Origin of the sequence: Syntrophaceticus schinkii, from assembly GCF_000946815.1 — a bacterium.
In the GTDB taxonomy this organism is placed as follows: domain Bacteria; phylum Bacillota; class DSM-12270; order Thermacetogeniales; family Thermacetogeniaceae; genus Syntrophaceticus; species Syntrophaceticus schinkii.
The window spans coordinates 25,752-51,387 of sequence record NZ_CDRZ01000282.1 but is presented as its reverse complement, the minus strand read 5'-3'; the positions used below and the strand labels follow the sequence as shown (position 1 = coordinate 51,387).

At 45.5% G+C, this 25,636-nt stretch carries 26 protein-coding genes and 1 riboswitch; of the genes, 18 read left to right on the top strand and 8 right to left on the bottom strand.

Annotation, left to right across the window (positions count from 1 at the left end; all coding sequences use genetic code 11):
• Positions 1-214 precede the first annotated feature (214 nt).
• The 4 genes from SSCH_RS14725 to SSCH_RS14710 all read left to right on the top strand — a co-directional run bounded on the left by SSCH_RS14725 (position 215) and on the right by SSCH_RS14710 (position 2,988).
• A complete protein-coding gene (locus tag SSCH_RS14725) occupies positions 215-736 on the top strand; it encodes a DMT family transporter (RefSeq protein WP_044666134.1) in 522 nt (173 codons plus the stop codon).
• The gene (locus SSCH_RS14720; RefSeq protein ID WP_198142525.1) at positions 730-972 is read left to right on the top strand and encodes an EamA family transporter; all 243 of its coding nucleotides are present in this window, start codon (positions 730-732) and stop codon (positions 970-972) included. The genes SSCH_RS14725 and SSCH_RS14720 overlap by 7 nt, the downstream gene beginning before the upstream one ends.
• Positions 973-1,604: 632 nt before the next feature.
• A complete protein-coding gene (locus tag SSCH_RS14715) occupies positions 1,605-2,492 on the top strand; it encodes a DegV family protein (RefSeq protein ID WP_044666132.1) in 888 nt (295 codons plus the stop codon).
• A 316-nt stretch (positions 2,493-2,808) separates the two neighbouring features.
• Positions 2,809-2,988 carry a Sec-independent protein translocase subunit TatA/TatB gene (locus SSCH_RS14710; RefSeq protein WP_044666131.1) on the top strand — a complete coding sequence of 60 codons (180 nt, stop codon included), beginning with the start codon at positions 2,809-2,811 and terminating at the stop codon, positions 2,986-2,988.
• Positions 2,989-3,108: 120 nt separating this feature from the next.
• Here SSCH_RS14710 and SSCH_RS14705 read toward each other — a convergent pair whose 3' ends face one another.
• The gene (locus SSCH_RS14705) at positions 3,109-3,501 is read right to left on the bottom strand and encodes a helix-turn-helix domain-containing protein (RefSeq protein WP_044666130.1); all 393 of its coding nucleotides are present in this window, start codon (positions 3,499-3,501) and stop codon (positions 3,109-3,111) included.
• Positions 3,502-3,664: 163 nt separating this feature from the next.
• Between SSCH_RS14705 and SSCH_RS17825 the strand changes: the two genes are divergently transcribed.
• The 4 genes from SSCH_RS17825 to SSCH_RS14690 all read left to right on the top strand — a co-directional run bounded on the left by SSCH_RS17825 (position 3,665) and on the right by SSCH_RS14690 (position 8,755).
• On the top strand, positions 3,665-3,826 hold the full coding sequence (locus SSCH_RS17825; protein WP_156972340.1) for an aspartyl-phosphate phosphatase Spo0E family protein: 162 nt from the start codon (positions 3,665-3,667) through the stop codon (positions 3,824-3,826).
• Positions 3,827-4,167: 341 nt separating this feature from the next.
• On the top strand, positions 4,168-4,368 hold the full coding sequence (locus tag SSCH_RS14700) for a sortase (RefSeq protein WP_198142524.1): 201 nt from the start codon (positions 4,168-4,170) through the stop codon (positions 4,366-4,368).
• A gap of 415 nt (positions 4,369-4,783) precedes the next feature.
• Positions 4,784-4,903, top strand: a riboswitch (molybdenum cofactor riboswitch).
• An 815-nt stretch (positions 4,904-5,718) separates the two neighbouring features.
• A complete protein-coding gene (locus SSCH_RS17030) occupies positions 5,719-8,505 on the top strand; it encodes a cell wall-binding repeat-containing protein (RefSeq protein WP_052835714.1) in 2,787 nt (928 codons plus the stop codon).
• 49 nt (positions 8,506-8,554) lie between these two features.
• Positions 8,555-8,755 (top strand): hypothetical protein, encoded by a 201-nt coding sequence (locus tag SSCH_RS14690; RefSeq protein WP_044666128.1) that lies wholly within the window; start codon positions 8,555-8,557, stop codon positions 8,753-8,755.
• A 226-nt stretch (positions 8,756-8,981) separates the two neighbouring features.
• Here the strand turns inward: SSCH_RS14690 and SSCH_RS22585 are convergent, their stop codons facing one another.
• Entirely contained in the window at positions 8,982-9,176 is a 195-nt protein-coding gene (locus tag SSCH_RS22585) for a peptide-methionine (R)-S-oxide reductase (RefSeq protein WP_084711230.1), read from the bottom strand.
• Positions 9,177-9,464: 288 nt separating this feature from the next.
• Between SSCH_RS22585 and SSCH_RS14685 the strand changes: the two genes are divergently transcribed.
• The 4 genes from SSCH_RS14685 (at position 9,465) to SSCH_RS14670 (ending at position 12,446) form a co-directional block, all read left to right on the top strand.
• Positions 9,465-9,839 carry a GntR family transcriptional regulator gene (locus SSCH_RS14685; RefSeq protein WP_044666127.1) on the top strand — a complete coding sequence of 125 codons (375 nt, stop codon included), beginning with the start codon at positions 9,465-9,467 and terminating at the stop codon, positions 9,837-9,839.
• A gap of 194 nt (positions 9,840-10,033) precedes the next feature.
• Entirely contained in the window at positions 10,034-10,936 is a 903-nt protein-coding gene (locus SSCH_RS14680) for an ABC transporter ATP-binding protein (protein WP_044666126.1), read from the top strand.
• The gene (locus SSCH_RS14675; protein WP_156972338.1) at positions 10,923-11,660 is read left to right on the top strand and encodes a hypothetical protein; all 738 of its coding nucleotides are present in this window, start codon (positions 10,923-10,925) and stop codon (positions 11,658-11,660) included. The genes SSCH_RS14680 and SSCH_RS14675 overlap by 14 nt, the downstream gene beginning before the upstream one ends.
• Positions 11,661-12,446, top strand: a complete 786-nt coding sequence (locus tag SSCH_RS14670; protein ID WP_044666124.1) for a hypothetical protein — start codon at positions 11,661-11,663, stop codon at positions 12,444-12,446. It abuts the gene before it with no gap.
• Between the two features lie 690 nt (positions 12,447-13,136).
• On the opposite strand, the gene SSCH_RS17815 is transcribed toward SSCH_RS14670, so the two are convergent.
• Entirely contained in the window at positions 13,137-13,553 is a 417-nt protein-coding gene (locus tag SSCH_RS17815) for a C40 family peptidase (RefSeq protein WP_198142526.1), read from the bottom strand.
• Positions 13,469-14,161, bottom strand: coding sequence for a LysM peptidoglycan-binding domain-containing protein (locus SSCH_RS20535; RefSeq protein WP_052835712.1), 693 nt, complete (start codon positions 14,159-14,161; stop codon positions 13,469-13,471). The genes SSCH_RS17815 and SSCH_RS20535 overlap by 85 nt, the downstream gene beginning before the upstream one ends.
• A 632-nt stretch (positions 14,162-14,793) precedes the next feature.
• On the opposite strand from SSCH_RS20535, the gene SSCH_RS14655 reads away from it, so the two are divergent.
• From SSCH_RS14655 to SSCH_RS14625, 6 genes are all read left to right on the top strand, one after another.
• Positions 14,794-15,759: a cache domain-containing protein gene (locus tag SSCH_RS14655; RefSeq protein ID WP_044666123.1), complete on the top strand. Its 966-nt coding sequence runs from the start codon at positions 14,794-14,796 to the stop codon at positions 15,757-15,759.
• A 146-nt stretch (positions 15,760-15,905) separates the two neighbouring features.
• Complete coding sequence (locus tag SSCH_RS14650; protein WP_052835711.1) at positions 15,906-16,328, top strand: thioredoxin family protein; 423 nt, start codon at positions 15,906-15,908, stop codon at positions 16,326-16,328.
• Positions 16,328-17,014 (top strand): cytochrome c biogenesis CcdA family protein, encoded by a 687-nt coding sequence (locus SSCH_RS14645; protein ID WP_044666122.1) that lies wholly within the window; start codon positions 16,328-16,330, stop codon positions 17,012-17,014. Before SSCH_RS14650 ends, SSCH_RS14645 begins: the two co-directional genes overlap by 1 nt.
• Positions 17,015-17,098: 84 nt before the next feature.
• Positions 17,099-18,040 (top strand): cache domain-containing protein, encoded by a 942-nt coding sequence (locus tag SSCH_RS14640; RefSeq protein ID WP_232294514.1) that lies wholly within the window; start codon positions 17,099-17,101, stop codon positions 18,038-18,040.
• Positions 18,041-18,332: 292 nt separating this feature from the next.
• Positions 18,333-18,902, top strand: a complete 570-nt coding sequence (locus SSCH_RS14635) for a DoxX family protein (RefSeq protein WP_052835710.1) — start codon at positions 18,333-18,335, stop codon at positions 18,900-18,902.
• Between the two features lie 79 nt (positions 18,903-18,981).
• A complete protein-coding gene (locus SSCH_RS14625) occupies positions 18,982-20,736 on the top strand; it encodes a UGSC family (seleno)protein (RefSeq protein ID WP_273701360.1) in 1,755 nt (584 codons plus the stop codon).
• A gap of 121 nt (positions 20,737-20,857) precedes the next feature.
• Here SSCH_RS14625 and SSCH_RS14620 read toward each other — a convergent pair whose 3' ends face one another.
• The 4 genes from SSCH_RS14620 to SSCH_RS14605 form a co-directional block, all read right to left on the bottom strand.
• Positions 20,858-21,349 carry a prolyl-tRNA synthetase associated domain-containing protein gene (locus tag SSCH_RS14620; protein WP_044666118.1) on the bottom strand — a complete coding sequence of 164 codons (492 nt, stop codon included), beginning with the start codon at positions 21,347-21,349 and terminating at the stop codon, positions 20,858-20,860.
• Between the two features lie 740 nt (positions 21,350-22,089).
• Positions 22,090-22,905, bottom strand: coding sequence for an ABC transporter ATP-binding protein (locus tag SSCH_RS14615; RefSeq protein ID WP_044666117.1), 816 nt, complete (start codon positions 22,903-22,905; stop codon positions 22,090-22,092).
• The gene (locus SSCH_RS14610; RefSeq protein WP_232294513.1) at positions 22,898-23,812 is read right to left on the bottom strand and encodes an ABC transporter permease; all 915 of its coding nucleotides are present in this window, start codon (positions 23,810-23,812) and stop codon (positions 22,898-22,900) included. Before SSCH_RS14610 ends, SSCH_RS14615 begins: the two co-directional genes overlap by 8 nt.
• Positions 23,813-23,990: 178 nt before the next feature.
• Positions 23,991-24,989, bottom strand: a complete 999-nt coding sequence (locus SSCH_RS14605) for an ABC transporter substrate-binding protein (RefSeq protein WP_156972337.1) — start codon at positions 24,987-24,989, stop codon at positions 23,991-23,993.
• Positions 24,990-25,636: the final 647 nt, after the last annotated feature.

Sequence of the window (25,636 nt, the reverse complement as noted above, 5' to 3'; positions counted from 1 at the left end):
TTTAACTTGTTTCTGGTACTTCCAGTTATAAAAGGGGAGCGTAGCACTGGATGCTTAGATAATTAATAAAAGGAAACACAAAACATATGAAAATTGCGAGGCACAGCATACACTGTAATATCATCTGTTTTCTTTGGTATCCTGCCTATTTTTGTCAAATTCGCATTAAACACTGGGCTTAAAACGAACCAAATTATCCTGATCAGATTTTCGTTTGCTGCGCTCTTCCTTTTTCTTTACCTTTTACCACAAAAAAAAAGACTTACGGGTAAGCAGGAAGCAGTTACTGGTGCTTGTATTCTGTGCTGTAGTAGGCTATATGGGGATGAATCTTACCCTGTTTATCGCCTATCAACTGCTGGGAGCGGGGCTTGCTACTGCCATCCATTTCTCTTATCCACTGTTTGTTACCGTATTTTCCGTACTCCTTTACAAAGAACATCTAAATCCAGCAAAAAAAACTGCCTTGCTCCTCTCGGTGGGGGGTGTCCTCTTACTAAGCATCAATGGCTGTGGGGTAACTGACATCCAGGGGATTTTCTTCGCCATTTTCTCTGCTGTCCTTTATGCCTTTTATGTAGTAGGGATAGCTAGCCGGCACCTAAAAGAGTTAGATAGCACAGTCCTAACTTTTTATATCTGCCTTTTTTCCTGCATCTCCTCTCTGGTTCCTGGAGGTGTTGGGAGGGAACTGGGTATTGGAATTTTACCATGCATGGGATTTTCTATATGGTGATGGTTTCCATCTTCTGCACTGCCATTGCCCTCATTCTTTTCGCCAAAGGTGTCAATATGATAGGCCCTACCAGCGCATCGATATTAAGCACATTGGAACCCATAGTAGGCATCGTTGCCAGCTTTCTCGTACTCAAAGAACCCCTTTCCTGGCAAATAATTTTTGGCAGCGCTTTAGTTATCGCTTCTGTGATGCTAATAGCACTACAAGGCGGCGGAGATGAGGTGTTGCCTTAGATTAATCGGGCATCACAAGTGATGACTTTGAGTGTATCGCTGGAATAAGGCCACAGGCGCGATGATCAAATGGGTATGACAAGGGCGCCCCTTTTGTAACAAGGTGTCCGTCTACTTGTTACCCCCATTCCATAGCTCCCCTTACCCTTTGGGGTGGACAGCGGAACCGTCCGGTGTCCACCCCATCTCTTATTTTATTATTTCATAAAAGAGGATGCCCAATCCGGATAATGATATTTGGATTGCAGCTTTTGCAAAACAATACAACATTACCCTTATAGCTCGCCATAAACACTTTAACGAAATCTACATGGTAAAGCAAAGGTGCCGGTTGCCACCCGGGGATATTGAAATCCGTAGTTATGGGCGTTGCCGGCGATGGGGGAAAGCTCATTATTATGGTATATTATACATAAGAAGATAATTCACCTAGAATACATGAATTATTAAGATGCAGAAAGTGTTGCGAGAGTTGGACGGGAGACGTTTATAGCGTTATTTTCGTCTCCCTTCCGCGGCCTGCGGTGATTGAACAGAAAACAGATGAGGAGTAAAACGAAATATATTCTGTACAAAAGCGAGTGGTGGATTAACGTGATTGTTCATTACCTTGATGTAAAGGAGCGTTGAATGTGTCTGATTATGTTGTAACTTGTTGTTCCACAGCGGATATGCCAGATGAGTACTTCAAAAAAAGGAATATCCCTTATGTCTGTTTTCATTTCAATATGGATGGGAAAGAATACCCGGATGACCTGGGACAAACCATGCCTTTTGAAGAATTTTATGCCAGAATTGCGGCAGGAGCGATGCCTACCACCTCGCAGGTGAACGTGGGGGAGTTTATCGATTTTTGGGAACCGTATTTAAAAGATGGCAAGGATATCTTGCATATTTCCCTTTCCACTGGTTTGTCAGGAGCCTACAATTCGGCCTGTTTCGCCAGGGAAGAACTTTTATCAAAATATCCGAGTCGGAAAATCCTGGTTGTGGATTCTCTGGGTGCATCATCTGGTTATGGCCTGCTCACTGATGCGGCTGCCGACATGCGGGATAATGGCGCAGCCCTTGAAGATGTGTTTACCTGGGTAGAGGAAAACAAGCTCAATGTGCACCATTGGTTTTTCACCACCGACCTTACACATTATAAACGCGGTGGCCGTATATCAGCTACATCTGCGTTTGTGGGGACTTTGCTGAACATATGCCCGCTGTGTAATATGAGCTATGACGGAAAACTCATCCCTCGCACAAAGATTCGCGGCAAAAAACGTGTCATCAACGAGATTCTGCATAAGATGGAAGTGCATGCGCAAAATGGCACTGAATACTCTGGCAAGTGCTTTATCTCCAATTCGGCATGCTATGAGGATGCACGCAAGTTGGCCGACCTGATAGAGGAAAAATTCCCCCACCTCAACGGCAGGGTGATGATCAACAGCGTGGGCACCGTAATCGGTTCGCATACGGGGCCCGGTACTGTCGCACTTTTCTTTTTCGGTGGGGTCAGGCTTGAGTAATTTACTTTCTGGCCGGGACAGGTTCCTGATCACCAGCCAAGGGGACGGTTCTTGTGGCTGGTCACATTTCCCTGCAAGGTGGCCAGCTAAGGAGGCGGTTCTTGCGACTTACTCGCACTTTTGCATAACAATATCTCGTACGGGGAGCGTCAAACTGTAAAGTCACCGGAAAATTAGGTTAGATGGGGCAAGGCGATACTGACGTACTTATGTGGGCAACCTTTCATGGTCTCCGTAGCAAGGTTCCTGGAGGGCAGGGCGATACTGACGTACTATGTGGGCAGATGGTGATTAAACACGAGGGGGCGGATTTCTGATGTTTGGTTTTAGTGTTGGTCCCTGGGAGCTGATCTTAATACTTGCTGTTGTGCTGATTATCTTCGGGCCTGGTAAGCTTCCGGAGGTAGGGAAGTCTTTAGGTAATGGCATAAGGGAGTTTCGCAAGGCTAAAGTATCCGGTGAGGGTGAGACATCCAAGGATAGTATAGAAAAATAAAGGATGTTATCGGTTACCAACTGCCTTTTGCCGAATACCAGCGAATGGGACGGCGTTTCAATATCGGATCGAGAATTATCTATATCATTGGCCTATTGCCAGGACAATATTCCAATTTTTTTAGTTTTTAATGCTCATATATGGGAGTATGGTTTTGATGATTTTTTTGATTAGCTCATACTCTTTTGGTGAACACTTGTTGATTAATTCATTCAGTTCTGTATCTTTACTGCCGTAAGAAGCGCAGTAACCATTATGGCCATCATGAACATAATATGCCTCACTGGGTAGCTTGCCCCAAACTAGATAATCTAACGATACATGCAAACAATTGGCAATCTTAACTAAAGCGGGGAGACTCATTTGCCGTTCCCCTCTTTCCAGTTGTCCGACATAGTAGTCAGATAATCCAATGATTTCAGCGAACTCTTCCCGCGAAAGTTCGAACTTTTTTCTATTTCTCCGTATTCTCTGCCCGATAGCTCTGTTATCTATCTCAACATTATTTGCCATTATCATTCACTCCCTACTAAAGGCTACTTTATCTGACTTAGCATTTTATCGGAACGTGCAAGGAGCACATATATATTATTTGCAATATGCCAATATTTAATGTAAAATCATGTCTAGATTATTTGTATAGGGAGTGAAAGGGGAGTGAACATAAAAAAGAAAGATAGAAATAGCAAGAGATGCCCTATATAATGCGGCAAATATGAACATGAACAGAGAAATTATCCTAAAAAAGAGTCAAAAAATTGATGAGTATATTGTTAAGTATTATCTAGAAAACCGAAATGTAGATGAAGGTAAAAATACAAGAACATGTTCTTGTTAATGTTTACTGTATTACCCTCGGGAATGAATAAAAAAAATGCAGTTGGGGCTAGCAAGCGATAATGGCATCCCGGTGACTGTCACCAATCAGCCGAATCTGTATATAACTGTATATACAGGCTGCGCAGGGTATGGGTAATGTGCGCTTTTTGGTGCCTGTCACCACCTGCAATCACCACCCGTATAAACTGCGCAGAGGAACCGTCAGACTGTGTGAAAATATTGTACCCTTTTTCCTACCCCACTTACGACTAAATACAGGTTGTTTTTAGGGATAAGGGACCCCAACCCTGGTTTTACGGCGGCTACCGGTTTTGGGAATCATTTGACAGACCAAATTTGTTGGACATTGCCGGGACCAGGCTTGCTTTATTCCTTTTGGCCCGGGATGGTGAAGGGGCAGTTACCGACAGCCACCGGTGGCATAACCTAAAATATGAGACTGATGTCAAAGTAACTAAAGATGATAAGATTTTGACCCTTGTGACCTGTTCTTATGAGTTTAAGAATGCCAGGCTTGTGATTCATGCTAAGAGGGTATAAAAGGCCGAAAATGCCGTTTATTATGGTAAAGTAAGCTGTTACTGCCGATGTCCGACTTATAGATGTTGATTCAATTTTGGATAATTCCTTTCACTGTTTATTTTCCTCTTCTACAGTGTTGGTGCCAACAATCCGAAATAACCTGAAAATAGAGATCCGATGCCGGAAGTTGGGGGTCGGAAGCTGTGAAGAATCTGTCCTTTGCTGGTTTCTCAACGTTCAGCGTCGGCCTCTGTTTTCATTTTATGATGGTATTGCCATAAAGAGGCATGAGCGTCTATCCATTATATTTCAGTAGATAATGTGATGGGGAAACCGCATGGCTAAGCCATTGTTTTGACTTAATAAGGAATATCAATCAAAATATTCACAACCTGGCAGGAAATACCCAAAGAACGGCGAATTAGTCATTTAACAAGAATAAATACTCCGAGTCCACTGTCCTGTGGCAAGTTGCTATGGCGGTCGGATCGATAGGGTGTACCTGGAAACGGATGCGCCTCCCAGTGCGGAAAGGAGATTACGGCAAGGCTTGCTAGCCGGGGTGTACTTTACGCACCCCGGTTTTTAATTTTGAGCACACTTAATTCGACACATGAACAGTTAACAAATAGTTTTAAAAATTTTTCAGGGCAAAAGAGAATTAAAGAGTATTTAGCCAATGTTTAAAAGAAGAAAAATCTGCACGAACAGCCCGTTATCTAAAATAATAAACTTAAAGCCACGCAAAAAGAACTCCACTCTTAAACGCACATTAGCCCGGTTAGGTGTGTGAAAATATTGCTTCCAAAGGTACTCTGTATGGAAATAACTTAAACAGCGGTTGCGAAGAATGGAGGTTATTCAGTGCAGGCTGCTGCAACTGCAAGTGCCAGCGCACATGTGTTTCTCGCTGTATTGGGGGTTTATGTTATACATACCAATATTTTTTTTTACTATCGTTTATGCTCAATTTACGCATAGCGCTGACAAGCGGTTATTGGATCTCTATCGCCATTGGGAATTAATGGGTGTGGGGCTGATAACGGATTTGACCTTGTTGGCGGGGCAAGTCCAGGTTCAACGTTGAACCCGGGGATATGGTCAAAGCATAAGGAGCATTGCGAAGGGTGGTGATGTTTGGGAGTCAAACAAGCCCTCGACGAATTGGGAAACAAACGATCTGACAGCGTCAAAGAATATCATCGGAAGGATGATCTTACTTGCTGTTTCCCGTATAGTCGCGCTGTTGTGTTTCATTCAAGCTATCGGTGCCATTTTTTTCGTTGACTGCACGTGTAAAAAAGCCAGAGGGAAGGTTGAAAAACATAAACGCCTGGATAAATTGTTTTTAGCAAGGAGGAAATTGAAATGCAGAGATTCAAAAAATCAAAATTCAACAAAGTAGCGGGAATGCTGCTGGCAGTAGCATTCCTGTTTACCGGCTCGTTCGGAGCAAGTCTCGTACAGCAGCCGGCCGTAGCTTTGGCAGATGATCCGATTGAACTGACCGCCGGGACGGTAACCGGGAATCCCGGAGATACCGTTGAGGTGCCGATTACGCTGACCAGTTCGGGTAAAGTGGCCGGCGGGCAATATGACTTAAGTATTGATCTTTCGCTGCTGACTTACAAGCAAACAGTTGCAGGAGACGATATTTCTACAAGTTTTAGAATGTTGTCGAACCAGCTTGAAAGTGGCGATATACGCGTAATGCATCTTCGTCTGGCGAGAGCAAACCGTATACCGGCCGGGACAGTCGTCATAGCTGTGATGCAATTTGAGGTTGCCGCGGGGGCAAGTCCGGGGGCGGCTTGCGCCTTGGAACTGACCGGAGTGAAATATCATGATGGCGATCGCATAGTATTGCCCGTAACGGCGAATAACGGGCAGTTCAGCGTACCTGAAACCCCTCCGGCACTGGCCTCCGATACCACGGACAACACCGTGGGTCAGGCGGTGGAGATCACTTTTACCGATAATGAAGCCTGGAGAAGCGCTATCAGTGGGGTCAAGGTCAATGGAACTGCACTGCCAGCCGAGCAGTACACAATAAGCGCTGGCAAGATCAGCATTGCAGCGCCAGTATTCACAGAAGCCGGGACGTATCTCATAACAGTGCAGGCTGCCGGCTATAATGATGCCACAGTCACACAAATGATGAACAGAAGCGCAGAAGAAGAGTTGGCGGCGGCAAAAACCGCAGCTAAGAATGAACTTGACAGCTACAAAAACCCCGCGGATTACCGGCAAGCCCAAAAAGATGAATTAGCAGCAGCAGTTGCAGCAGGTAAGGATGCTATTGATGCTGCAGCAGACATTGCAGGAGTGAATAGTGCGTTGGCAACAGCCAAAGCAGCCATAGATGAAATCAAAACCGATGCCCAGTTAACAGCGGAAGAGTTGGCAGCAGCGAAAACAGAAGCAAAGGATGAACTAGAAAGCTACAAGAATGCTGCAGATTACCGTGAAGCCCAGAAGGCCGAACTGTCGGCAGCAGTTGTGGCAGGTAAGGCTGCAATTGATGCTGCAGCAGACATTGCGGGAGTGAATAGTGCGTTGGCAACAGCCAAAGCAGCCATAGATAAAATCAAGACCGATGCCCAGTTAACGGCAGAAGAACTTGCAACAGCGAAAACAAATGCAAAGAATGAATTAGACAGCTACAAGGACCCTATAGATTATCGGGATACCCAGCAGGCCGAACTGGCAGATGCAGTTGCAGCAGGGAAAATTGCCATTGACGCTGCAGCAGATATTGACGCGGTGAACAGCGCCTTAGCAGCCGCCAAGGCCGAAATGGACAAGATCAAAACTGACGCCCAGTTGACAGCTGAAGAGTTGGCAGCAGCGAAAACAGAAGCAAAGGATGAACTAGAAAGCTACAAGAATGCTGCAGATTACCGTGAAGCCCAGAAGGCCGAACTGTCGGCAGCAGTTGTGGCAGGTAAGGCTGCAATTGATGCTGCAGAAGACATTGCGGGAGTAAATAGTGCGTTAGCAGATGCCAAAGCCGCTATAGATAAAATCAAGACCGATGCCCAGTTAACAGCGGAAGAACTGGCAACAGCTAAGGAAGCAGCAAAGGATGAATTAGACAATTACAAGCACCCCAATGATTACAGTGAGGCCCAGCAGGCCGAACTGGCAGCAGCGATAGCAGCAGGGAAATCCGCTATTGACGCTGCAGTAGATATTGAAGGAGTGAATAGCGCATTAGCAGCAGCTAAAGCTGCCATAGATGAGATCAAGACCGATACCCAGTTAGTAAATGAAAAGCGCCTGGCAGGAGATGACCGCTACGAAACTGCAGTAAAGGTGAGCCAGGCTGGATGGACAACAGCCGGTACCGTGATTCTGGCAAGGGGCGATGATTTTGCCGATGCTGTGGCCGGGGTGCCTCTTGCGCATCAACTGAATGCACCGATTCTTCTTACTCAAACTAACAGCATCGTTTCAGCAACCATAGCAGAGATAACGCGTCTGAAAGCAGAGCGGGTAATTATCCTGGGAGGGCCTGGTGCCATCTCTGACAATGTGAGGGGAGAGCTTGAGCGCATCGGCCTTGCAGTAGAGCGCATTGAGGGGGCAGACCGCTATGAAACCGCAGCCCGCATAGCAGAGCGCCTGGCCAGTGAAGGTGCCAAATTTGACAGCTCCTTTATAGCTGTAGGCACCAACTTCGCGGATGCACTGGCTGCCAGCAGCTATGCTGCTATGAGGGGGCAGCCTATCCTGCTCACAGACACCAATTACTTGCCACAAGCCACAACAGATGCCATAGCAAACCTGGGAATAAAAAATACGGTTGTCTGCGGTGGGCCGGGGGCTGTAAGTGAAAGTGTGTTTGATCAGCTGCCTAATCCAAAGCGGGTATTTGGGAATGACCGTTATTTGACCGCACTGGAGTTGGCAAAAGAATTCATGCCCAAGAGCACAAAACATGTTTATGTCGCTACAGGTCTGGATTTCCCCGATGCCGTTGCCGGAGGAGTCCTGGCAGCCAAGAATAACAGCGGTGTGCTGCTGGTTCAGGGAAATCAAACAGTACCTATCCAACAGATACAGGATTATTATGTGGAGCATGGATTTACAGGTGCAACAATGTTTGGCGGCTCATCGGTTGTGAGCAGCGAATTAGAACAATGGTTTAAATAGATGCAGGACACTCCTTCTTGTTCAGATAAAGCAAGAGACCAGGTGGGGGATGTTACCTGGTCTCTTTACTTTTTCGTCTATATGGTTTATGCAGATGATTTGTATCTATACTATAAGCCGTAACCATATAGGTAAAGGGGTTGACCCTTTTGCAGCTGCAGTTAAAGAGAAGAGTCGTCAACAGTGGTATGTTTTTATCAGCGAAGAGCTGAAAAAAGCAGTTCACGAAGATGGGGTCAGGCTTGAGTAATTTACTTACTGATCGGTGAAAGGCTGGTGACAGTCACCTACCACCGGTGATTGTCGCCAACGGCCTTCCGGTTCTATTACCATTTAGCTGAATATACATATACCTGCATATATAGGTTGCGCAGGGTAATGAGAACCTCTGCGGAGGAATCCAAAGTGCCGAATGGGGTCAGGCTTGAGTAATTTACTTTCTGACCGGCAAGATGCCTTAAGGTGACTGTTACCGATCACTTGTTTCTTACCTCGATGCGTATCATGTGATAGCGCATGTCAGGTTTCTCTTTTACACTTTCGGTATGAAGAGGCCTGGTAAAGCAGGGCCAGCCGCACCCCGAATCAATCGAACCATACTTATCTTGTGGGCTAAAGAGTGATTCCCCATCGCTCGTTCCACCAGAAGATAAGCCAGTTCTTTTTAAAATGGATTAGGAGAAACGTTCCCTCGATCCAATTAATATGGATCAATGGCAAATTGGTGACAGTCACCCGGGAACGCAACTTGTCTATACAAATTCGGCTAAACGGTGACAGTCACCATAAAACCTTTTTAAATTGGATTAGAAGAACCGCTCCCTGATCCCTGATCTAGTTCCCCTGATCCAGTTCCCGTGATCCAGTCCTGTACGTGATCCACTATTGACATACAAATAATTAACTGGTATAGTACATTACAGGGGTAGCGCACTGCTGTACTCTGAGGGGGTGTGTTGTTGGAGCTTGATATGGTTGGAAACAAACCAATATATGTGCAGATATCGGAGTGGCTGGAAAACGAAATACTCTGCGAGAGAATAAGGGAAAACGAAAAAATATATTCTCAGTATCAGCTGGCGGAGATGTTTAATATTAATCCTGCTACCGCAGCCAAGGGGATCAACATACTGGCAGATCAAGGTATCCTCTATAAAAAGCGTGGACTGGGCATGTTTCTTTCAGCCAAGGCAAAGGAAAAAATTCAGTATAGACGCAAGAACCATACTTTAAAAAAACTGGTGGAGGAAGTGGTGGTTGAGGCCAGGCGCCTGGGAGTTGACGAAGAGGAATTGATTGGCATGATGCGGGAGGCCGGCAGACCCGACCCATGAGTCACAAACATGGCGCTGTATAAGGTATTTGAGCGATTGGACCAAAATTCTTATCGTGCAAATTGCCCACCTCGGTTCAGCAGAGCGGGTATGCGGTTATGCGGTTATTTTTGATGCGTCAGCAGTGGTAGGCCAGGAAAGAACTTGACGAAATACAGGGTTTCCTCAGGGGAATCATTTAAGGGGGCTACAGGATGGATGTAATTTCGTGTAAGGGGCTGACCAAAAATTTTGGGAGAGTAAAAGCAGTCAATGATCTGTCTTTTACTATTGAGGAAAACAGGATTACAGGACTGATAGGGCCAAATGGGGCAGGAAAAACAACACTGTTGAAAATCATTGCGGGTTTTATGCGTGCTTCTTCTGGGCAGGTCACGGTTTTTTCGGAAGATCCTTTTAACAGTCTGAAGGTTTCATCCAATCTGATCTTTGTTGATGAGCACATGAAGTTTCCTTCATCATTATCTCTGGCAGAGATCCTGTTATCGGCAGCTGCTTTTTATGAGAACTGGGATATGGAGCTGGCCAAGGGGCTGTTCGATTATTTTTCTTTAGATCCGGGGCAGCAGCATCGCTACCTTTCCAAAGGGATGAAAAGCACTTTTAATATGATAATAGGGCTGGCGGCGCGCTGTCCGTTGACTATTTTTGACGAACCGACTGCTGGAATGGATGCCGGGGTAAGAAAGGACTTTTACCGGGCTCTGCTCAGGGATTACCTGCGAAAACCCCGCAACATTATTTTTTCAAGCCATCTGCTGGGTGAGGTGGAGGATATTTTGGAGGACATTCTCCTGCTTCAGGATGGTAAAAAACGACTGCATCTGCCGATTTCCGACCTGAAGGAGTTTGCTGTCGCTTTGAGGGGCAAAAAAGAAGCAGTTCTTGAGCTAACAGCGGGACAGGAGATTTATTATCAGAAAAGCGTGGGCAAGGATCACTGTTATATAGTGATCAGGCGTGATGCGGCTGATGGAATATTGAAAAAGAGCAGCGCATCCGGTGTGGAAATCCTTCCGGTAAAGGCGGATGACCTCTGTGTTTACCTCACTAACAGAAACAGGGGAGGAATCGATGATGTCTTTGACAGAGACTAGCTTATTTGAGGCTGTCAAGAACCAGTATTTATATAAGCTGAAAAGCCACCTGGGAATGTTTTTGGCCATGGTGGGTGTACAGGTAATGGCCTTGCTGTTTTCTCTGGGAGGTGTGATGAGTTATGGTATGGGGTCACAATACGTAAATCTCTCTATTAGGTTTTTTTCCAGTGAAATGGTCATTGGTTTTACATGTATCTGGATTATTGTTGTCGCTGTCTGGCTTACCACAAAGGATTATCAAAATATCGATTTTACCTTTGTATCTAACCGCTTGAGCAGCAATCTTTCCAATGCGGCATTTTTGGTTACTGCTGCATTAATTGGTGGGGTGACAGCGATGCTGAGCGGTTTTTTATTAAGGATAATAGTTTATTTTAAGGGCAGCAGCTATCTGTTGAGCCAGAATTTTATTGTAACCCCCGAAGTTATTTTTACAGGTATTGCCGTTACCCTGTTGTATCTGCTCCTTTTTGGTTCGCTGGGGTATTTTTGTGGGGTTTTGGCGCAGCTGAGCAAGGTGTTTATTGTGCTGATGGCAGGCACATATTTCGGCTTAATTATTCTCGCTGGTAGAGGACACCACCTGCCGGAGCTCTTGAAGGTATTTGATTTCTTTCGTGGGGAGAGCTCCTTGGCTCTGCTGGCTGTGAAGGTAATCCTTGCAGCAGGTTTGATTTATGCCTGCTCCATTATGCTGTCAAACAGACTGGAGGTCAGATAGATGGCTTTTGTCATCCCTTTATTAATAATTCTCTTTCTGGTTATCCTGATGGTGAAGCGCAGCAGTTTCTCCTTGCGACATAATATACAGTTTTGGCTCACGGCTGGTTATATCCTGCTGCTGTTTGTTTCCCCTGTTCTTCTCCAAATGCTGCCGGTAGAAAACCTGGCTGACATGAAGATGAAAACAGTGAGCGAAAAGGATTTGGTTAATCATGGAGATTTATTTGGCAAGGCCTTTGAGGGAAGGCCGGAGCAGTCAGAAGGGGCTTTTGTGCTGAAACAATGGGAATTTCCCTTTAGCGGCAGCCTGATTAATGTGGTGATGCTTCATAAACATGAGCAGCACGAGGAGGATGTAAATATAGTTGCCGAAAGGAAGGACAGGGCGGATGGTAAAATTGAAGCTGTCAGTTATGCCACGAAAACCATCGTTGAGCTCTTTGACTTCTCTGAAAGGATGATGCCGCACCGGATAACTCTGGATGGTAATGTTTTGAAAGTAGAAGCGCCGGAATGCCTGAAGGTGGAATTGGGAATGTTTAGCAGGGAATTTGTGGTCAGCCAAATATTAGGTGAGTCTGAAGTGTCGACGCCTGAGCATCAATCCACTGGTGGATCACCGGTGATCATACCTGGCCCAGGGCTAGATTCCGGTAATATGTCTGAGCATGACTCCAGGACTACCCCTGGAGAACAGCTGCTCTATTTACGTATTCCTGCAGATGTTGATGTACAATCGAAAAATCCAATTACCTTTGTCGAAGGTGGGGTCAGGCTTGAGTAATTTACTTTCTGATCGCTGAAAGGCCGGTGACAGTCACCCACTACCGGTGATTGTCGCCAACGGCCTTCCGGCCCTATCGCCATTTAAGACGCGGTAAGAGGCGGAGACGGTTCTCGCGTCTCACTCGCACTATAATATAACAATATCCCTGCCTGGAGATCGTCTGTCAAGTTTGCCAAAAGATGCAGTGGGGACGGTTCCTGGTGCATTTCTGCATTCTGGGAATGGGGGCATTAGTCTTAGGCAGATGCTGTTATCTCCCACTTTATTTGGCGCTATAACTCCCTATAACTCCCCCCGCTAATAACGGTAGAAATGTACGGGAGATCACAGGGAGATCAGGAGATCACGGGGACGGCAGCCTGTGTAAAAGATGTCCAACCAGGTTTTACATTGCGATATGTGAGGCTGCTCACTGCAAGGCATGCTACATGTTGTGGTGTCGGGCTATATCAAAGATAAGGTTTTCGGTTTGCGTCAGAGCAACGGCATCCGATTCCCTCTTTGCCGGTTTCTTTATTATGACCTGTTTTCGGTTTTCAGAGCACCGGCACCCAATAATAAGTAACGGCCAGGATACCAATTTAGTTATCCTGGCCGTTTTGCTTAACATAATGTTTTCAACGTTTTTCCTGTATTTTTACCTTAAATGACTTAACTGCTACAATGAGCGTTGCTTCAATACGCCTGTTACAATACGCGCACACCATGGACAAATGTCTGCTGGTACCAGTTGCCGCTCAGAGAAGATACAACAACTCGGCCGGCACTGCTGCTGGCGTGGATGATCTGGTTGCTTCCGATGTAGATGCCAACGTGGTCGACATAACCGTTTCTCTTGCCGGAGAAACAGACAATGTCTCCCACCTGGAGTTGTGACATACTCCATATCTTCGTCCCGGCATTTGCCTGGTCACAGGCTACACGGGGGAGATTGATCCCGTGGATGGAATAGACATGCTTAACCAAACCGGAGCAGTCAAATCCCGATGATGATATGCCTCCCCAAACATACGGGACATTCAGGTAGCGGTAGGCTGTTTGGACAATTGAACTGCCACCGCGGCTCGGGTTGTCTCCTGAAGTCTGTTCGCCAACTTTGAGCACTTGGCCCGGGTTAGAGTGGTAGTCCCCTTTAAGTTGTTGAGGCTCATCAGCTTGCTGACAGTGATCCCGTATCGGTTCGCTATCGCCCATAAGGAGTCACCGGATTTCACTGTGTACGTGCTGGTGCTAGGAGCACTTGGTTCGGAAGCTGGTGGATTCGGGTTCTGAGGTGGATCTGGGTTTTGAGCTGGTTCACCTTTCACCTTCAGCACCTGCCCCGGATAAATCAGTGACCCGGTGATGTTGTTGAGCTTCTGCAGCTGGGCAACAGTCATCTTGAAGCGGTTCGCTATCACCCAAAGCGAGTCACCGGATTTCACAGTGTACGTGCTGCTGCCAGGAGCACTTGGCTGGGAAGCGGGTGGATTTGGGTTCTGAGCTGGTTCACTGCTCACCTTCAGCACCTGTCCCGGGTAAATCAGTGATCCGGGGATGTTGTTGAGCTGCTGCAGCTTGGCTACAGTAGTATTGTACCGATTCGCTATCACCCATAAGGAGTCGCCGGATTTCACAGTGTAGGAAGCGGCTTCTGAGATGCCCGGGAAAAGCAGACCGCAGATCAATACAACACCAAGAGCCTGTAAAAACTTGTTCCTAATAAAATGCACTGGCTCACCTCCCATAATATAGTTTTGGATAGTAAATATGGTTAGACATCAATCGTCAAATTTCCTTCTTCTTTTTTGAGGTAAAAGATGGCACGGCTGGCATGGCATCTATCTGTGCAATATGTCAAAGACGATTAGTGTGATGATTTAGCCTAAATCAGGTGATATAGGGGATTTAGGGGATTTAATTTGGAGAGGGTCTTTTTTGATTACTACAGGCGGGGTCAAAGCCGGCAAGATTAAGTGATGGCAGGCGGTCGGCGATGGTAGGGATGTTAGTGGGGGGCAGGTTGAGTAATTTACTTTTGCAGCTTCTAGTGACAGCTTCCGGTGACTGTCACCAAGCAGCCGGATCTGTATAAACCTGTATATACCGATTACGCCTTTTGGTGACAGGCACCATTTGGCCAGGGGGACTGTATGTAGGGAGAGGGCTTACGGCAGGGGACTACTTCGGAAGGACTAGGGTTATGGTGTGGCGAAGAATATAGAAGAATATAAAAGGTTCATTTTTCGATTTTCTTCGAGTTTATTCGATTATTTACCAAGAGTGCTAATTTTACAAAAGAACTGGTAATTTCTGTCCTCAGTTGCGTTGTTTTGATTTAAAAATGTTTTGGAGTGAATCGCCAATGCGCTCACCAAAGAATCGGGTAACCCTTATTGTAATAGGGATTGTTGCCTTGGTTACAATGGTTGTCATACTGGTATTCCATTTACAGGCTAAACCTATTCTGTTGATGAATATGGAAAACAAAGCAAATAGGGATATAGCTGTAGCTGAGGCAATAATCGATCTCAAATATCCAGGATCCTGGCAGGCAAAAGAAGGAGTTCTTTACAAGGGTCAGACTAAAATTAATGATAACTTCGTTCTTGTGGACTACATTAAGGAATTAACCGGCGCTTCGTGCTCTATTTATCTGAACAATAGGTGTGTATCTACAACAGTGATAGGCGGAGATTGTGATGCTAGGGCAGTTAATAGGCCTATCCCTACGGAAGCGAGAAGTAAGGTTTTTGAAACAGGACAAAATTACTTAGGGCAAGCTGTTGAAGAGGGTAGGTTTTGTTCAGCGGTTTACAAACCGATAATTAACGATGAAGGGCAAATAATTGGTGTTTTGTATATCGGTACACAAGATACCCTTTATGAAAGCATTATTTATGGCTCTCCGATAACGATTGGGATTGCAGGCCTTATCCTGGCCGTATTAATAGCGCTTACTGCCCGGTTTCTTGTTACTCGGAAGCTTGATAAAATACTGCCAACAGAAATATCGAGGTTGCCTAAACAGGAGCAAGCTCATGATAATAACGATAAAGATGTTGATTTTGAGATGTTTGATGCTGTGTTTGATTTAGAACAGGAATTACCCAAAGGCCTAAACTCCCTTACACTCAAGGAAATATTTTCAGTTTTATTAGAGGATGGGGGGAAAGAAGTTACTGTAAAGGACGTATCGGAATCTATGTCTCTCTCAACAGTTACTGTGAGGCGTTATTTGGATTACATGGAGGAGTGCGGGCTTGTTGATGTTGAGCAAGAATATGGTGCTGTCGGTAGACCATTAAAGATCTACAGGCTAAAGCATTGATCAGCACCACCGGCAACAGTGGGATCAAAAGGAAGCTGAAGGGTGCTGTGTAGATTTCTATGAAGTATCAGGGGAGTCTTGTTATGTTCAAACAGTTTGTATAATATATAACAAATAACAAGACTGAATCTTAGAGGGGGAGTTTGATGAGGGATACAGGTACCGACAAAGACACTTTGATACGTGCTATTGCAGTGGGTTTAATTGTACTAATTGCAGTAGGTATTTTTATTTATAAAAACCGCACATCGCCCCGGGAGAGTGTAGAGCTGAACCAGCAGCTGGTTCAGGACCTGCCAACGTTATTGGAGTTGAGCTCTACTACATGTCCTCCCTGCCGTGAGATGATTCCTATTTTGGAGCAATTGAAAAAGGAGTATGATGGCCGGGTTAACATTAAGATAATTGACATTGATCAACAACCTGATGAAGTGCAAAAATACTCGATCAGGGTTATTCCTACACAGATTCTATTGGATGCCGATGGCAAAGAAATAGGAAGGCATGAGGGCTTTATTCCCAAAGAGGAACTGATCAAAGCTATAGAAGGAAAAATGGGGGTTAGATAATGGAGGCCCTCCTATTAAATTTTGGCGAACTTTTGTCACAGAATATCTGGTTTGCATTTATTATGGCACTTGTTGCAGGATTGATCTCCTCTTTCAGTCCGTGTGTTTTATCTGCTATACCTCTGATCATCGGTTATGTAGGGGGATATGCAGGGGATGACCAGAAAAGAGCCTTGAAATTTTCGTTGTTATTCTGCTCAGGACTTGTGCTGACCTTCACTGCATTAGGTGCAGCTTCAGCACTTTTGGGAAAAATGATGACCGGGGCGGGAAAGTGGTGGTATCTTCTGCTCGCCCTGATTATGGCCGCAGCCGGACTGCAGCTGCTGGGGATCTTTCAATTCAGATCGAGTTCATGTCGAATGCCATCCAGAAGAGAAGGGTTATTGGGTGCTTTTCTGCTGGGTATTGTTGGGGGCATCCTTTCCTCTCCCTGTGCAACACCTGTCTTAGTGGCGATTTTAGCCTTTGTAGCCGGGAAAGGCAGCATTTATTTAGGAATAGGTCTGCTTGCAGTTTACTCAATTGGTCACTGCGCTTTATTGTTAATTGCCGGAACCTCTGTTGGTTTTGTGAACAAATTAGCTTCATCTTCACGTACGGAAAAGTGGGGTAGGGTTCTGAAAAGTCTTTTGGGCCTGTTGATGATCATTCTGGCCTTCTACCTGTTCTACCTGGGGATTTAGTATTTATAGTTATGAGATATTCAATAAATATATTGGAGTGAATCTAATATGCGCTCGCTAAAGAATCAGGTAACCCTCCTCGTAATGGGAATTATTGCGCTGGTTACAATGATTGTCATATTAGTATTCTATTTACAGGCCAGACCTATTCTGCTGATGAATACGGAAACCGAAGCCAAAAGGGATATTGCTGCAGCAGAGGCAATAATTGATCTCAAGCATCCAGGACCCTGGCATACAAGAGGAGGAATCCTTTACAAAGGTCAGGCTGAAGTTAATAATAATTATTTTTTGGTAGATTACATTAAGGAATTAACTGGAGCTTCATGTTCTATTTATCTGAATAACGTATGTGTGTCTACAACTGAGATAGATGGAGATTGTTATATCAGAGCTGTTGATCAATCCGTTCCTAAGGAAGTGAGAAGTAAAGTTCTTGAAGCCGGACAAATCTACTTAGGGCAAGCTGAAGTAGAAGGTAGGGTCAGCCAGGCAGCTTACAAACCGATAATTAACGATGACGGGCAAGTAATTGGTGTTCTGTATATTGGTACACGAAGCAGCTTATATAATAGCATTATTTATGGCTCGATGAAAACAATAGGAATTGCCGGTCTTATCCTAGCCGTCTTAATAGCGTTGATTACCCGGTATTTTGTTGACCGGAAGCTTGTTAAATCTAAACCGTTGCGAGAGGTAGATGCAGAAATATGGAGATCACCTAAACAGGAACTGGTACATAACAGTATTAAGGATAATGATTTTGATATGCTTGATACTTTGCTTGATTGGCAGCAGGAATTACCTAAAGGGCTGAATCCCCTTACTCTTAAGGAGATATTATTATTTTTATTGGAAAACGATGGAGATGAAGTTACTGTCAAGGATGTATCGAAATCCATGTCTCTCTCAACAGTTACTGTGAGGCGTTATTTGGATTACATGGAGGAGTGTGGATTGGTTGATGTTGAGCAAGAGTATGGTTCTGTTGGTAGGCCATTAAAACTTTACAAACTGAAGGGTTGAAAAAGAGTATCATATTTCTCTTTTCCGTTGTCTCTCTTAAGGGGGGGCATTTTTTTATTTAGTTTATTATTGTTTATTAAATGTTTGTTAATTTAGTTTATTTTATAAAGTGTTTTTTATGGCCGCTAGTTCCTTCACTTTACTGCTTATGCCGCTTGCAATTAAGAAGGCAAAAGAAGCTTATTTAATCTATTTACTTTTTATTGACCGTGATAATAGGCACTGGCTATAGTTTAGTTAGTAGGTATACCTGCATCTGTTACTGTCTAGACAGTTTTAGAGTAAAGAGGTGGTGACGCGAGCCAAGCATGAAAAAGTGTATTTTAATAAACAGATTGGAGGGGGGGGAAACGAACTGCTCAAAGACATAATTCACAGCAAAGGATTTACTCTTGCTTCAAGGATTCTAGTTGGTGCTATTTTTATACTAGGGTCATCACTAAAGCTTAGTAATGTCAAGCTAAATTCGGTAAATGTTGTATACGAATATGGCATACTCCCGGTTGAACCTATTGATCTAGCTGCTATATTCGGTTATATTCTTCCCTTTGCAGAGTTAGCTGTGGGAATAGCACTTCTTTTAGGGGTGCTAACAAGATTAGCTTCCTTTGGGGGAGGTTTACTCGGATTATCGTTTGTAATAGGTGAAGGTCTTGTGCTGCTTCAAGGGCGTGATATGGACTGTGGCTGTTTCCCAGGGCTAATGGGCACTATGGTTTCTCAGACTATTTATCTCAGTGGAGCGATAATCCTATTCTCTGTGATAGTATTTACCTCTAAGAATAGAAATTTCTTTTCACTCACTAGTATTATGGAGAAGAAATGTTCTGGTTTGCCGAAATGGATTAAGATGTTGTCTTAGGATTATTGTTGTTAATTAATAGAAGTATCGTAACTACAGAAAATAAAGATAAATCAATTTATTATTGGAGGTGTTTTTAGTGCGGAAGCTTAAACGTAGCAAAATATTAGCTGTATTAATGTTTTGCATTTTTGCAGCATCAACTATGATGCTATCAGGCTGTGGTTCTGATGCCGAAGCTTCGCGGAATTGGACACTGGTCAATCCTGAAGGAGCTACCGAAGTCGCTTCTTTGCAGTTGAATGAGCATCCGAAGAGCCTAGAAGGTAAGACTGTAGGCCTTGTTTGGAATAGTAAAGAGAATGGTGACAATTTATTAAACACTATTGCCGAAGAGTTAGAGAAAACGGTAAAGGATGTTAAAGTAGTTAAGATATATGAGGAAATTCCTGAATCTCAAGGTTATGGACCAAATATTTTTACTCAGGAGGTAATTGGCAAGATTCAGGCATTGAAGCCTGATCTAGTAATTGCTGCACAAGCTGATTGAGGGTCCTGTACATCATGGCTGGTCGTGAACCAGCTTAGACTGGAAAAGGTTGGTATCCCCACAGTTACTATAGCTACATCAGATTTTATTGGATTGGCAAAAACAACGGCTACACAAGAGGGAGCTCCGAACCTCGCGTTGGTAGAGGTGGAACATCCTATTGGAGGTATTGGTCTTAGTTCTGTTCAGAAAAAGGCTAAGGGTATTTTTCCAGAAGTTATGAAAATGGCTACGGAGTGGCAGCCTGAAAAAGCTACAGGCAAGGTGACAATAAAAGGAGAGGTTTATCCTGCACCGACTATTGAGGTGGAGGGAACTGTAGAGGATGTTAATAACTACTTCTTTGAAAAAGGCTGGTCAAACGGACTGCCTATCGTACCGCCTACACCTGAGAAAGTACAGGCAATGCTAAAGGGAACTAGTCGTGATCCAGATGAGGTTGTCTGGGTGATTCCTCCGCGCAATGGCATATTGACTGTAGAAGGGGTTGCAGCATATGCGGTTATGACTGGCTGTAAACCAGAATATATGCCTGTTTTATTAAGTGCTCTGGAAGGAATGAAAGATGAAGGTTTTAACTGGCGTGGACTTACTACAACCACACATCCCAATGGTTTACTGGTGGTTGTGAATGGAAAGATCGCCAAGGATTTAGGTATTGCATCTGGAGTTGGTGCTGCCAGTGGGTTTAGCCAACCCAATATGGCTATTGGCTACGCACTTGCCTTGATGACCGATGTCGTCGGTGGCTCAACTCCGCAAACTGAGGATAAGTCTTCCCTTGGCTGGGTTGGAAATGCTGTTGCGACGGTTGTTGCTGAAAGCGAAAATAGTCCGTGGGAGCTTTTCAATGAGGAGCAGGGCTTCAAGAAAGATGATAGTATCGTAACTGTTTTTGCCGGAGGCCCTCCAACGAACATACAGGATCATACCAGCGTTGGTAACGATGGTTTGCTGCGTGTTTTTGCAAACACAATAAATAACGCAGGACAGAACACCACTTGTGCATCAAAAGGACAAGTAGTGCTTCTGATCAACGAAGAACATGCCCAAATGTTTGCTGAGGAAGGATGGACCAAAGAGAAATTGCAGAACTGGCTTTGGGAGAATTCTCAACGTCCTGCCAAAGAATATGCCGAGAAGTGTGCTGATTGGGCATCTGAATATCTTGAAAAACCGGTAGGTCCTGACACTAATGTCCCGATAGTTAGAACACCAGAACAAATTAGAATCATTGTAACCGGAGGTGCCGGTAAGCATTCACAGTATTGGGGCGGTTTCCAACACTTCAAATCACCGAAATCACAAGAAAAAGTTGTCATATCAAAGGAATTGAGCAAATAGAAGTCGTGAATTAGTGGAAGAGTGGATAAGTAAAAAGGAATGGGCTGCCTCTGAAAGATGGGGTAGCCCTTTTCCTTTAGGTAGACGGTTAGACGGCTAGACGGCGCCCGCTCCGCCTGCTCTAGATTTCGATATAAGAAATATCATTGCCGTGATTTCTTATTATCAATTCTAGGTCCTGTGGCCGGATCCAAACAGTTGCTGTATTATCATTTGGATGGACTCCAATTCGTTCAAATGCCAGAATATCTTTATCTAAAACGACTTCTACCGTACAATCAACATCATTTAATACTCCAAAAGGACTAACAGCGCCTGTATTTAACCCCATTAATTTAAATAAATATTTTTCAGATGCAAAACTAAGTGGCCTGCAATTCAGCTGTTTTCTTATTTCTTTTAAATCCGCCCTCTTGTTTTTCTGAAGAACAATGAGAAAAAATCGTTTCTTTTTATCATCCCTAATAAATAAATTTTTCACTACCTCATTGTTGCTGTCAATATTCAATTTTTCCATTTCCTCCATGGTGTACACAGCTGGATGTTCTGTGACATCATACGGAATATTCATGCTTTTCATAATATCAAATACCTTCTGACGAATATTGCTCATTTCGTTTCTCCTTCCTTTGAAAAGTTGTGATGTAGGGATGGCGCTGTGTGATGCGCGTGACGGGGACGGTCATTTTGTCACTTATTATCATATCGATGACGGGGGGGGATGGCAAGCTGTGTAAAAAATATCTAGTCAAGCCGTGGGCTACATGCAGAGAGGTCAACTCTCCATATCAGACCTTCGGTGGGGAACATTTGTTACGCAAACCTTTAGCAAGCTAAGGGAGCAAGCGACTCCCCTCACAAAGGTACTTTTACTACCCTGTTTTTATTGAAAGCTGATAGTAAGAATAATAAAAACCCCAGCGGAGAAATCCAAAGAGGTTTAGCCTTTTTCATCTAATATTAAACCATAGTTTTGTGGAGCATGTCTTAAAGCATGAGCCATAGTTTTGCTCAGTTTAATATGTTTTTTATTCATTATGTTGTTCACCCTATGTACTATTGTAGCCTATAGCAAGCATAGGGGGAAAGGGGTTGGGCAGAGCGGGGGGAGCGAAATAATACCTTATGGGTAAAAAATGGATCAGGAAAACCGTCCCCCTGATCCAGGGGTTGGGTAGAGCGCGGGGCTCACTGTGTTTTTACCGTTATTAGCGGTGAGAGTTGTAGCGTGGTAAAGTGGGTCTCTTCATTTCATTTATTGGCTCTAGTATTGGCTCTAGCAAACTTAGAGACAAAAAGGAGACAAAAAGCAAATTCCTTCGCAAAGGTACCGTTACCACCTGACATAATTACTCAATTACTCAAGCCTGACCCCGTTTGGAGAAGAACGCGGTCGCTGTTCAGGTTGGCGCCGCTGTTTTTCTCGAAGAGATTCATCAGATCTAGGACGTTCATGCGCTTCCGCTCCAGTCCTCGAATATCCAGCACAATTCGCCCTTCATGCATCATCACTGTCCGTGTTCCGGCATCCAGGGCCTGTTCCAGGTTGTGGGTGATCATGATGGCGGTCAGCTGCTGTTCGTTGACGATCCGGCAGGTGAGATCCATGACTATCTCAGCGGTGCGCGGATCCAGTGATGCGATATGCTCATCAAGCAGGAGCAGCTGCGGCTTTCTTAGGGTGGCCATCAGGAGGGTCAAGGCCTGGCGCTGCCCGCCGGAGAGAAGTCCGACCTTGGTGGTAAGGCGATCTTCGAGTCCTAATCCAAGTGTGGCCAGCTGTTCCCGGAAAAAGGAGCGCTCCTGGAAGCGAATCGCCTTCCTGAGCCTGCGGCGCTGGCCGCGCCTCCACGCCATCACCAGGTTTTCTTCAACGGTCATCAGGGGTGCGGTGCCTGTCAATGGGTTCTGAAAGACACGGCCGATCCAGGCCGCTCGCTGGTGTTCGGAAAGATGGGTGATCTCTCTTTCGTCCAGCATTATTCTCCCGCAGTCTGGAAGGTAGACACCGGCGACAGCATTTAACAGGGTGGATTTACCTGCCCCATTGCTTCCGACCAGTGTGACGAATTCCCCGCTGTTCAGTGAAAGAGAAACCTGGTCAAGGGCCACCTTTTCATTAACTGTATTCTTCTCAAACGCCTTACAGATATCTGTCAACTCAAGCATCGAGGGTCTCTCCTTTCCGGTTGTTTTTTCCTTTTCCCAGCCAGCCTTTTACCTGGGGTGAAGCCAGAGCCACCACCACGATCAAGGCTGTCAACAGCTTAAAGTCAGTTGGTGCCAGCCCCAACCGCAGCACCAGTGCCAGCACCGCCCTGTAAACCACTGAGCCGCACACCACAGCAATAATGTGCTGCAGCAGGGTGCGTTTGCCAAAGATGGCTTCCCCGATAATTACCGATGCCAGGCCGGCCACAATCATCCCGATTCCCATTCCTGCATCGGCAAACTGCTGGTTTTGCGCTACCAGTGCTCCGGAGAAGGCAACCATTCCATTGGAGATGGCCAGGCCCAGGAGTTTCATATGGTTGGTATCGACACCCTGAGCCCGGATCATCTGTTCATTATCACCTGTCGCCTGGAGTGCCAGGCCGACCTCTGTCTTTAAAAACAGGTACAGCGCAATAACTGCCAGCACCACGATCAGCAGCCCCAGCAGAGTGGCTCCATATATACTGTCCGGGGGCAGCCAGGAATTAAACCTGGTGATCACCGTGTCTGCCCTAAGAAGTGGCACATTGGCCCGCCCCAAAATGCGTAAATTGACCGAGTAAAGGCCAGTCATAGTCAGAATTCCTGAAAGCAGAGGGGTAATCTTGAAGACAGTGTGCAGCAGCCCGGTGATGGTTCCCGCCAGAAGTCCCCCGCAAATTGCTGCCAGTGTAGCCAGCCATGGATTTCCTCCGGCGAAAATAATGCTAGCCGCAATAGCCCCTCCCATTGTGAAACTTCCGTCAACGGTCAAGTCCGCATAATTCAATACGCGGAAGGTGAGGTATACACCCATCACCATCAAAGCGAATAGTAGTCCTTGTTCAAGTGTGCCTGCCAGTACATAAAGCAATTTCTCCACTCCGATTCAAAAATATTATTATGTCTGCTGTCAGATTCCGTTGCAACTGCAACCTGTTATAACGAAGCCGAATGTTCCCAGGGAACTGAACATGACTGGTTGCAGCCGCAACCTTTTATTCAGTAATTCTTGCATTCCGTCGCAGACTATGATGACAGGGTAAAGCAGCCGCAACCTCTTATTCAATAACTCTTGCTGCCTGTGCTTTCATCTCTTCTGGGATGGTGACTTTCATCGCCTGGGCTGCTTTCATGTTCAGCACCAGTTCCATATCCTTCTGCCCCTCCACAGGCATCTCCTGTGGTTTTTCTCCCTTCAGAACCCTGAGGGCCATCTCCGCGGTCTGCTTGCCGAGCTTGTTGTAGTCAATGCCCAGGGTAGCCAGGGCGCCGCGGTCAACCATTGCTGCTTCCCCCACAACAACCGGGAGGGCATTGGCCTCAGCAACCTTGATAACTGATTCTACAGATGAAGAGACCGTATTATCTGTCGGAATATAGATGGCATCAACTCTCCCCACCAGGGATTGGGCTGCCTGCATCACCTCACTGGTATTGGAAACAGTGGCTTCGACAACCTTCAGTCCAGCCTTGGAAGCGGTATCCTTCACCATATCGACCTGTACCACGGAGTTGACCTCTCCGGCATTGTAGACAACCCCAATCCTCTTTGCCTTGGGGGCCAGTTTTTGCAGCAGTTCCACCTGCTCCTTAACAGGGTTCATGTCATTGGTGCCTGTCACATTGGTACCTGGTTTTTCGTTGGACTGCACCAGTTTGGCAGTTACCGGGTCGGTCACCGCGGTGATCATAATCGGTATCTTTGTTGTTTCCGCTGCCACAGCCTGGGCGGAATCGGTGGCGATGGCCAGGATCAAATCACAATTGCCGGTCACCAATTTTTTGGCGATTGTTTTCAGTGCCGTCTGATCACCCTGGGCGTTTCCGTAGTCAACGATCAAATTCTTTCCTTCCACATAACCATTGTCTGCCAGAGTGTCCAAGAAACCCTCGCGAGCAGCATCCAGGGCAGGGTGTTCCGCAACCTGGATAATACCCAATTTGACCTTCTTCTCGGCGTCCTGCTGCCCCCCGGTATTGCTAGAGCTTTCTCCGCATCCGGTTACAACCGCTAGCAGCAAAACAAACATCATTCCCCATGCCAGCAACTTCTTCAAGTTTCTCCCCCCTATTTGGATTGCAGGAATATAAGCAGTCTCTGGGCAGTCAATTGTCGCCGATTGTCAGCCAATGGAGCAGTCCGGAGAGTTAATAGAGTCAATGGGCGGCTTTGTCATATGCCGTTTCCCGATCACTGCAGTCGCTTTTGTGATGCCCATCAGGTTAATGACTTTGCCGTATTAGCCGTTTCCGCACTGTGTTTGGCTGATATAGGGAGCAGTCAATGGAGCAGTCAATGAGCAGTCAACAGAATAAAAAAAGACACTCCTAGCCGGAGTGCCATTTATTAGCAATATTCAAGACGCTCCTACCATCCGGCCGTACTACCATGAGCTAAAATTATCTTCCTGCCATCCTACTATTCTGCTCTTTTATTTTAGCAACAACTCAGTGCCCCGTCAATCCCCCGGGGCCAGGCTCACTGCTGACGCATTAAAAATAACCGCATATCTGCTCAGCTAAGAGCCGAGGTGGGCAATTTATGCGATAAAAATTCTGGCCCAATCGCTCAAACACCTCATGCAGTGCTATGTTTGTGACTCATGCGTCAATCCCCTAAGGTATCGGTTACCACCCGAATATGTTTCTACCGCTATTAGCGGTAAGAGTTGTGGCGTGTAAAAAGTCGCCATTTCGGCGGTTT